This window comes from Arenibacter sp. S6351L (assembly GCF_023016025.1).
GTDB lineage: Bacteria > Bacteroidota > Bacteroidia > Flavobacteriales > Flavobacteriaceae > Arenibacter > Arenibacter algicola_B.
The window spans coordinates 1-1,167 of sequence record NZ_JALKBB010000082.1 but is presented as its reverse complement, the minus strand read 5'-3'; the positions used below and the strand labels follow the sequence as shown (position 1 = coordinate 1,167).

The 1,167-nt window shown below is 50.9% G+C and carries 1 pseudogene; it reads right to left on the bottom strand.

The annotated features are described in order from the left end of the window. Positions 1-1,167, bottom strand: a pseudogene (locus tag MWU82_RS23955) (collagen-like protein); the annotation flags it as partial.

The window sequence follows — 1,167 nt, the reverse complement described above, 5'->3', positions numbered from 1 at the left end:
GTGTCACCTTTCTCACCTTGGTCTCCTTTTAGACCTTGAATTCCTTGAGCTCCAGTTTCACCTTTATCTCCTTTATCACCTTTCTCACCTTGGATTCCTTGTTCTCCAGTATCTCCTTTGTCACCAGTAGCACCAGTTTCTCCTTGTATACCTTGAGCTCCAGTATCTCCTTTGTCTCCCTTATCTCCTGTCGCACCGGTATCACCCTTATCTCCTTTGTCTCCCTGGTCGCCCTTAGCACCGGTATCTCCTTTTTCACCAGTTGCACCAGTGGCCCCGGTCTCACCTTGGATTCCTTGAATACCCTGTTCTCCGGTGTCACCTTTCTCACCTTGGTCTCCTTTTAGACCTTGAATTCCTTGTTCTCCAGTGGCACCAGTTGCTCCGGTCTCACCTTGGATGCCTTGAATTCCTTGAGCTCCAGTATCTCCTTTGACGCCCTGGTCGCCTGTGGCTCCGGTCGCACCGGTGTCACCTTTCTCACCTTGGTCACCCTTTACTCCTTGTATACCTTGCTCTCCTGTTGCACCTGTGGCTCCTGTAGCACCGGTTACACCTTGGATACCCTGTTCTCCAGTAGTACCAGTTTCACCAGTGGCACCAGTTGCTCCTGTGGCCCCGGTTTCTCCTTGAATACCCTGGATTCCTTGAGCTCCAGTATCTCCTTTGTTTCCTTTTTCTCCAGTGGCACCTGTAGCACCAGTTTCACCTTGAATACCTTGAATTCCCTGAGCTCCAGTATCTCCTTTGACGCCCTGGTCGCCTGTGGCTCCGGTCGCACCCGTGTCTCCTTTATCTCCTTGATCACCCTTTACACCCTGGATACCCTGTTCTCCGGTAGCACCAGTGGCTCCGGTTTCACCTTGAACACCTTGAATACCTTGTGCACCAATATCTCCTTTGTCACCTTTGGCTCCTGTATCACCTTGTATACCCTGAATTCCTTGGGCTCCGGTATCACCCTTGTCTCCTTTCTCACCCTGAATACCTTGCTCTCCAGTTGCTCCTGTAGCACCAGTATCACCTTTTTCACCAGTATCACCCTTGTCTCCAGTAGCACCGGTTTCACCAGTATCTCCTTGATCACCTTTTACACCTTGGATACCTTGAATCCCTTGAGCTCCGGTGTCTCCTTTCTCACCCTGAATACCTTGCTCTCCAGTTGCT